Source organism: Microbacterium sp., from assembly GCF_049661145.1.
Classification (GTDB): Bacteria; Actinomycetota; Actinomycetes; order Actinomycetales; family Microbacteriaceae; genus Microbacterium.
In genome coordinates, this window is the sequence record NZ_JBASZT010000135.1 from 1 (window position 1) to 7,222 (window position 7,222).

The 7,222-nt window shown below is 68.1% G+C and carries 8 protein-coding genes and 1 pseudogene; 6 read left to right on the top strand and 3 right to left on the bottom strand.

The window, feature by feature from the left end; translation table 11 throughout:
• Nucleotides 1-112: 112 nt before the first annotated feature.
• Nucleotides 113-976 (bottom strand): diaminopimelate epimerase, encoded by an 864-nt coding sequence (dapF, locus tag WBP48_RS05935; RefSeq protein WP_424437523.1) that lies wholly within the window; start codon nt 974-976, stop codon nt 113-115.
• 138 nt (nt 977-1,114) lie between these two features.
• On the opposite strand from dapF, the gene WBP48_RS05940 reads away from it, so the two are divergent.
• From WBP48_RS05940 to WBP48_RS05965, 6 genes are read left to right on the top strand one after another with little or no spacing between them, the layout of a single operon-like run.
• Nucleotides 1,115-1,915 carry a sorbitol-6-phosphate dehydrogenase subunit gene (locus WBP48_RS05940; protein WP_424437526.1) on the top strand — a complete coding sequence of 267 codons (801 nt, stop codon included), beginning with the start codon at nt 1,115-1,117 and terminating at the stop codon, nt 1,913-1,915.
• A gap of 42 nt (nt 1,916-1,957) precedes the next feature.
• A complete protein-coding gene (locus WBP48_RS05945) occupies nt 1,958-3,850 on the top strand; it encodes a BglG family transcription antiterminator (RefSeq protein ID WP_424437529.1) in 1,893 nt (630 codons plus the stop codon).
• A complete protein-coding gene (locus tag WBP48_RS05950) occupies nt 3,847-4,314 on the top strand; it encodes a transcriptional regulator GutM (protein WP_424437532.1) in 468 nt (155 codons plus the stop codon). Before WBP48_RS05945 ends, WBP48_RS05950 begins: the two co-directional genes overlap by 4 nt.
• Before the next feature lies 1 nt (nt 4,315).
• A complete protein-coding gene (gene srlA, locus WBP48_RS05955; protein WP_424437535.1) occupies nt 4,316-4,867 on the top strand; it encodes a PTS glucitol/sorbitol transporter subunit IIC in 552 nt (183 codons plus the stop codon).
• 14 nt (nt 4,868-4,881) lie between these two features.
• Complete coding sequence (gene srlE, locus WBP48_RS05960; protein ID WP_424437538.1) at nt 4,882-5,928, top strand: PTS glucitol/sorbitol transporter subunit IIB; 1,047 nt, start codon at nt 4,882-4,884, stop codon at nt 5,926-5,928.
• A 51-nt stretch (nt 5,929-5,979) separates the two neighbouring features.
• Complete coding sequence (locus tag WBP48_RS05965) at nt 5,980-6,345, top strand: PTS glucitol/sorbitol transporter subunit IIA (protein WP_424437541.1); 366 nt, start codon at nt 5,980-5,982, stop codon at nt 6,343-6,345.
• A gap of 116 nt (nt 6,346-6,461) precedes the next feature.
• Here WBP48_RS05965 and WBP48_RS05970 read toward each other — a convergent pair whose 3' ends face one another.
• Both WBP48_RS05970 and WBP48_RS05975 read right to left on the bottom strand, forming a co-directional pair.
• Nucleotides 6,462-6,884 carry a GNAT family acetyltransferase gene (locus WBP48_RS05970; RefSeq protein WP_424437544.1) on the bottom strand — a complete coding sequence of 141 codons (423 nt, stop codon included), beginning with the start codon at nt 6,882-6,884 and terminating at the stop codon, nt 6,462-6,464.
• Nucleotides 6,881-7,222 (bottom strand): annotated as a pseudogene (locus WBP48_RS05975) (tRNA (adenosine(37)-N6)-dimethylallyltransferase MiaA); the annotation flags it as partial. The gene WBP48_RS05970 and the pseudogene WBP48_RS05975, both read right to left, overlap by 4 nt.

The following is a 7,222-nucleotide window of genomic DNA, read 5'->3' on the forward strand; positions in this document are numbered from 1 at the left end:
GGTCGAGACCCCGTGTGTGAACACGGGTCTCGACCCGCAGCGGCGGTCTCGCGGGCCGAAGCGGGCCGAAGCGGGCCGAAGCCGGGACCGGGAGCGAGGCCGGGGCCGGGGCTCAGGCGAGCGCGATCTGGCCCGAGAAGACGAGGGTCGCAGGCCCCGAGAGAAGCACATGCTCCCCGTCGGCGGTGGGCACGACGCGTACGCCGAGCGTGCCTCCGGGCACTTCGACCCGCCAGGTGTCGGGGGCGCCCGAGCCGGCCCAGTAGCGCACGGCGAGGGCGGAAGCGGCGACCCCGGTACCGCACGACAGAGTCTCACCCACGCCGCGCTCGAACACGCGCATGCGGATCACACCGACGCCCGCCTGCACGAGCGGGTCCGCAGGAACCACGAACTCGATGTTGGCGCCCGCCGCAGGTGTCGGATGCAGCCGGGGCTGCACAGTCAGATCGAGCCCGTCGAGTTCCGCCCTGCTCGACAGCGCGACGACGACGTGGGGGTTTCCGACGTCGACGCTCTGTCCGGGCCGTGGCACGTCGAGGCCCCGCGCCCGGACGACGACCTCGTCGGCATCCACCACGAACCTGCCGAGATCGACCTCGAAACCGGCGTCGCTGCGCGTCAGGGTCTTCGTGCCGACGCGCGTTCCGACCCGCAGCGGCGCATCATCGATGCCGGCCCGGCCCGTCTCGACGAGGTACTTCGCGAACACACGGATGCCGTTGCCGCACATCTCCGCCGCGGAACCATCCGCGTTCCGGTAGTCCATGAACCACTCGGCGTCCGGCGTCGCCTCACCTCCCGGGAGACCCCGAGAACGCACGACGCGCAGGATGCCGTCGCCACCGATCCCGAACCGACGGTCGCACAGGACGGCGACCTGATCGTCGCTCAGATCGAGCGCTCCGTCATCGTCGGGCACGATCACGAAGTCGTTGCCGGTGCCGTGGCCTTTGGTGAACGCGATCGTCGGCATCAGCCCAGTCTAGGCGGCGGGCAATAGTCGCAGCCGCTTCGCGGCGACCGAAAAAGCCCGGTGCATACGGACGGGCGCGCGCACGTACCGCGCCATACGCTGACAACCGTCACAACAACGTGAAAGGCGTGATTCTCAATGTCGGAATCTTGGATCAACATGGACTCGAAGGTCGTCGCAGTCACCGGCGGCGGATCGGGCATCGGAGCGGCGATCGTCGCGGGGCTTCGCGAAGCGGGCGCGACGGCGGTCGTGATCGATGTCGCCGTCGACACACAGCTGGCAGATGCCGCCGACGCGCGCGTTCGGGCCGATATCACGAAGGCCGATGAGATCGAGGCCGCGTTCGCGGCGATCGAGGAGCGCTTCGGCCGCATCGACGGGCTCGTCAACAACGCCGGCATCAACCTGCCGCGCCTGCTCGTCGACGTCGTCGGCGCGCACCCGGAGTACGAGCTCAGCGAGAAGTCGTTCGACCTCATGTTCGACGTCAACGTGAAGGGCGCATTCTTCGCAGCCCAAGCCGCGGCCCGCCGCATGATCGCCGCCGGTAGCGGCGTCATCATCAACGTCACCAGCGAGGCCGGCCTCGAGGGATCGCAGGGCCAGAGCGCGTACTCGGCGACCAAGGGCGCCCTCAACGGCTTCACCCGCTCGTGGGGCAAGGAGCTGTCGCCCCTGGGTCTGCGCGTCGTCGGCGTCGCGCCGGGTATCAACGAACCGACCGGCCTCACGTCGCCCGCATACAACGAGGCGCTCGCCTACACGCGCGGTACCACCCCCGACAAGCTGAACACCGACTACAAGAAGGTCATCCCGCTCGGACGCCCCAGCAAGCACTCCGAGGTCGCCGACCTGGTCGTGTACCTGCTGTCGGACCGTGCGTCGTACATCACCGGCACCACCTACGCGGTCACGGGCGGCAAGTCGCGCGGCTGACGCCGACGCTCGCCTATCCCCGCTACTCGACAAGGACGTCACGTGAACAGATCGGAGAGGATCCTCGAGCACCTCGCCACGGCGCTCGCGGTATCGCGCGACGATCTCGCGCGGATGGAGCAGGTCAGTGCGCGCTCCATCGAGAACGACATCAAGGCCCTCAATGCGGACCTCTCGCCGATGGCCCAGATCGCTCTCGATGAACACGCCCGTTACCGCTTGGTCGTCCTCGACCCCGTCGGCTACCGGGAGCGCACCCGCACGACCGAGCGCTCCCGGCAGTCGTTCAACGACACGATGGCGCGTCAGAGCTACCTGCTGGAGACGCTCCTGATGGCCGACCGCCCCCAGGCACTGGAGACTCTGGCCGAAGACCTGCGCGTCGGGCGGTCCACCGCAGCGGCGGATCTGACCAAGCTGCGTGAGACGCTGAGCGGCTTCGGTGTCGAGGTGAAGGCGCGCACCCACGTCGGTTACTGGGTGGAGGGCGAAGAGTTCGCCATCCGCCAAGCGCTGCTGGGCACGTACTTCGAGCACCTGTTCGCCGGCCGGCTGCCGACGTGGCAGCGCGAGGCCATCGAGCAGGTCGCGCAGCGGCACAACCTCGACCCGACGGCGATGCGCCAACTCGCGAGGTGGCACACCGTCATGGTCGATCGCGCCCGCAGTGGTCACGTCTTGACCGCGCTGCCGGATGTGCACGATGCGCTCGCCGGGTCGCTCGCGCACCGTTGCGGGGAGGAGCTGCTGGATGCCTCTCGGTCGCACCTCCCCGCGGACGTTCCCGACGCCGAAGCCCTGTTCCTCGCGCTGCCCGTGGCATCCGTCCGCTCTCCCCTGCACGACCAGGCGTCCGCCGTGACCGCGTCGTCGATCGACAACGATCTGCTCGCGCACCGCGTCATCGCGCAGATCCGGGAGGAGATGGGGTTCGCCCTGGCCCTCGAGCCCGAGGACCTGAGCCCGCTGGAGCCGTTCATCCGCCACATCGCGTTCCTCCTCAACCGCATGCGCTACCGGGTCACGCTGGGGACCGGCATCTGGGGGATGCGCGATGCGTACCCCGTCGCCTTCCGCATGGCCACGATCGCGAAAGGCGTCATCGAGGACGAGTTCGGCGGCGACATCCGCGACGAGGAACTCGACTTCATCGCCGCCCACTTCCAGGTGTTCCTCGACGAGCAGCGCCGTCACGGCGCGCACGTGCGGGTCGCGCTCGTCGCGACGTCGGGCGTCGCCTCGGTGCGGCTCCTGCAGGTGCGGCTGAGCGCGTTGCTTCCCAGCGACGTGGAGCTGAGCATCGTCACTCCCCCAGCGGGCGAGGAGCAGCTCGCCGACTTCGACGTCGTGATCGCTCCCCCGGGCACGCAGCTGCAGACCGAGCTGCCGGTGCTGTTCCTGCGTGAGGACTTCGACCAGCAGGAGTTCATCAACTGGGTACGCCGTGCACGAGCGCACGCCCGCTGGGGCGCCCAGCTGACCGGACTCGACTACCTCGTTGCGGGCCTGGCGACCCCCGACCTGTTCTTCGTGCTCACACCGACCGCGGACTACGACGCGGCCCTCGCCGAGATGCTCGACGCGATGGTGGTCGGCGGCCACATCGATGAGAGCGTGCGCGAACGGATCGAGGCTCGGCAGGCAGCGCGGTCCACCCTGATGAGCAGCGGGCTGGGTTTTCCCCACGTGAGCGATCCGACGATCCAGGACGTCACCTTCGCGGTCGGCGTCTGCGCTCGCCGCCCCGGGGAGCCGGGCGTGCGGCTCGTGCTCATGCTGCTGCTTCCCGAGCAGTTCGACGGCTTCGACGAACTGCTCGCCGAGTTCTACGACGAGATCATCCGACTCGCCGCCGCCGAGGAGTTGCTCGACGAGATCAGCACATCCCACTCGTTCCACGACTACCTCCTCCATTTCGTGAAAGGAAAGCTATGACCCCCTGGCATCTTCTGCTGCTGTTCGCAGCGTTCTACATCGTGAACATGGCGCTGTCGTTGCGGCAGATGCACAACTTCTCCCGCACCTTCTCGCGTCTTCGCTCTCAGGGCCGGGTGGTGATCGGAAAGCACCAGAGTCTGTTCTCGTGGGGCGCGATCGTCATGTTCCGCCTGGACGAGAACGACGCCATCCGCGAAGGCACACGCCTCAGCGGCGTCACGGTATTCAGCCGATTCCGCGCGCTGACGACCTTCGACGGGACACGTGCCGGCGAGCTCGGCAGCACCCTTGCCGGGCAACCCCGGCTTCCCCGGGCCGTGCGTCTGGCCGTCGCCAACGCCGACCGCAACTATGCGCTCCACACCGCAGGGCAGACCCCCCAGGACCCGCCCGGGCCGTTCGCGCGCATTCTCAACAAGATGTCGCGGACCAAGACCGACCGCGCAAGAAAGGAGCACTGACATGGACATCCTTGTCAACGCCGCAGAATGGTTCATCGGGCTCTTCCAAGCCGGTGCCGACACGTTCATCAGCTGGATGGGGAGCATCGTCCCCCTCGTGCTGATGCTGCTCGTCGCGATGAACTCCCTCATCCAGCTCATCGGCGAGGACCGCGTCAACGGGTTCGCACGAAAGGCCGCCGGCAACCCGGTCTCGCGCTACCTGCTGCTGCCGTTCCTCGGCGCCTTCATGCTGGCAAACCCGATGGTGCACTCGCTCGGACGGTTCCTGCCCGAGCGGTACAAGCCGAGCTACTTCGCCTCGGCGGCGCAGTTCTGCCACACCAGCAACGGCGTCTTCCCCCACATCAACCCCGGCGAGCTCTTCATCTGGCTGGGCGTCGCGAGCGGCATCACCACTCTCGGTCTCCCCCTGGGCGACCTCGCCGTCCGCTACCTGCTCGTGGGCCTGGTCATGAACTTCCTCGGCGGCTGGTTCACCGACCTCACGACCGCATGGGTCAGCAAGCAGCAGGGCGTCACGCTCAGCAAGACACCGTCAGTCCACGCATAGAGGAATCCAGGACAATGACCGAATATCACTCCATCAAGATCGAGCGCGGCAACGGCGGCTTCGGCGGCCCGCTGACCATCACTCCCACGGCTGCGCGCAACAAGATCCTCTACGTCGTCGGCGGCGGCATGAAGCCCGACGTCGTCGACCGCATCGCGGAGCTGACCGGCGCCGAGGCCGTCAACGGCTTCGAGACGCGCATCCCCGACGAGGAGGTGTTCGTCGCCGTCATCGACTGCGGCGGCACCCTGCGGTGCGGCCTCTACCCGAAGGCGGGCATCCCGACCGTCAACATCATGTCCACCGGCAAGGCCGGGCCCCTCGCGAAGTACATCACCGAGGACATCTACGTCTCCTCGGTGGGTCCCGCGCAGGTCACGCTCGCCGACGACGCCGCCCTGGTCGGCGCCGCGGTGGAGGCGCCGGCAGCAGAGGCCACCGCGACAGCCAGCCCGGAGCCGAGCGCGCTCGGCGGTGGGCAGTGGTCGACCGACAAGAAGATCTCCGAGCAGATCGCCGCGAAGCGCAAGAAGTCGCTGCTCGAGACGATCGGCCTCGGTGCCGGACGCGTCGTGAGCATTTTCTTCCAGGCCGGCCGCGACGCCGTGCAGACCATGCTCACGACCGTCATCCCGTTCATGGCGTTCGTGGCGATGCTGATCGGCCTCATCAACGCCTCCGGCTTCGGCGCCTGGTTCTCGTCGCTGCTGGCGCCGCTGGCAGGCAGCATCTGGGGCCTCATGGCGCTGGGCTTCATCTGCTCGCTGCCGTTCCTGTCGCCCCTGCTCGGCCCGGGCGGCGTGATCGGCTCGATCATCGGTAGCCTCATCGGCGTCGAAATCGGCAAGGGCAACATCCCCCCGTCGATGGCGCTGCCGGCCCTGTTCGCGATCAACACGCAGAACGCGTGCGACTTCATCCCGGTCGGGCTCGGCCTTGCCGAGGCCGAAGCCGAGACCGTGCAGGTCGGCGTCCCCTCCGTGCTGTACTCGCGCTTCGCCAACGGTCTGCCTCGCGTCGCCGTCGCGTGGCTCGCGAGCATCGGGCTGTACTCGTCGTAAGCCCCACCTGCTACGACATCGAATCATCAACCAACCAAGAGGAGGAACGCCATGTCGGCGATCTACGAAACCCGTGTGATGGGATCCGGGCCCGAGGCGGCGTCTTTCGCCGAGATGAACATGCTGGTGCTGTTCGGCGAGGATGCTCCGGACATGCTGAAGGAGTACTGCTACTTCATCACGCTCGCACCGGTCGAAGGCGTCATCGCACCGGGGCAGGACCTCGTGATCAACGAGACCCGCTACCCGATCACCGCTGTCGGAGACGTCGCCGGTCGCAACCTCGCCAACCTCGGACACATCTCCGTCGTGTTCGACGGCGCGACCGAGCCCCACCTGCCCGGCTCGATCAACGTGAGCAATCCCGGGACCGTGGTCCCCGTGCTCGTCGAGGGTGACACCCTCACCATCGAGTAGGACACCGATCCGCCCGGTATGCTGCGATGCCCCGCGCGCGCCGAGCGATCCGAGCGGCCCCCTGCGCAGCCACCCGCTGCGCAGGGGGCCGCTCTGTGTCCGCGGCAGCCGACGCCTCAGTCTGCGATGAGGCGCTTGCCGGTCGTCCAGGTGTCGAAGGGCTCGAACCCGAGGGCCGAGTAGAAGTCATGGACCTCGAGGTTCTCGGGGCGGACCATGAGCTGCACCTTGGGGCACCCCAGCTCGATCAGCAGCTCCTCGGCACGCTCGACAAGGCGTCGCGCGATGCCCTCACCCCGCCGCGCCGGGGAGGTCGCGAGGTAGTACAGCCAGCCGCGGTGTCCGTCGTAGCCGGCCATGACCGACCCCACGACACCGGACTCGTCGGCTGCGACGAGGAACAGTTCGGGCTGGACAGTGAGCTTGCGACTGATGTCCTGGTACGGATTGTTCCACGGCCTCGTCAGCCCCACCTCCTGCCAGAGCAGGACGACGGCGTCGGTGTCGGCCACGTCGAAGCGGCGGATGCTGACAGTCACACCATCGAGTCTGCCAGCGCATCTGCGCTTGCGTCGAGGGCAACCCATGCGAGCCGCGGATAGCGGCGGAACCACGAGACCTGACGCCGCGCATACCGGCGGGTGAGCGCTTGTGTCTGGGCTACGGCGTCGTCGCGGCTGAGCTCGCCACGCAGCTGGGCGAGCGCCTGCGCGTAGCCGATCGCGCGGCTCGCGGTCACGCCGCTCTCCAAGCCACGGTCGCGGAGGGCGGCGACCTCGTCGAGCAACCCCGCGTGCCACATCTGCTCGACCCGGCGGTCGAGCCGCGCGACGAGCTCGGCGCGGTCGACCTCCACCCCCACGATCGAGGTCTGCTC

Excerpts from the sequence above, each read along its gene's own strand:
- srlA (WP_424437535.1), top strand. The coding sequence starts at position 4,316 with ATGGACATCCTTGTCAACGCCGCAGAATGGTTCATCGGGCTCTTCCAA.
- srlE (WP_424437538.1), top strand. The coding sequence starts at position 4,882 with ATGACCGAATATCACTCCATCAAGATCGAGCGCGGCAACGGCGGCTTC.
- WBP48_RS05940 (WP_424437526.1), top strand. The coding sequence starts at position 1,115 with ATGTCGGAATCTTGGATCAACATGGACTCGAAGGTCGTCGCAGTCACC.
- WBP48_RS05965 (WP_424437541.1), top strand. The coding sequence starts at position 5,980 with ATGTCGGCGATCTACGAAACCCGTGTGATGGGATCCGGGCCCGAGGCG.
- dapF (WP_424437523.1), bottom strand. The coding sequence starts at position 976 with ATGCCGACGATCGCGTTCACCAAAGGCCACGGCACCGGCAACGACTTC.
- WBP48_RS05950 (WP_424437532.1), top strand. The coding sequence starts at position 3,847 with ATGACCCCCTGGCATCTTCTGCTGCTGTTCGCAGCGTTCTACATCGTG.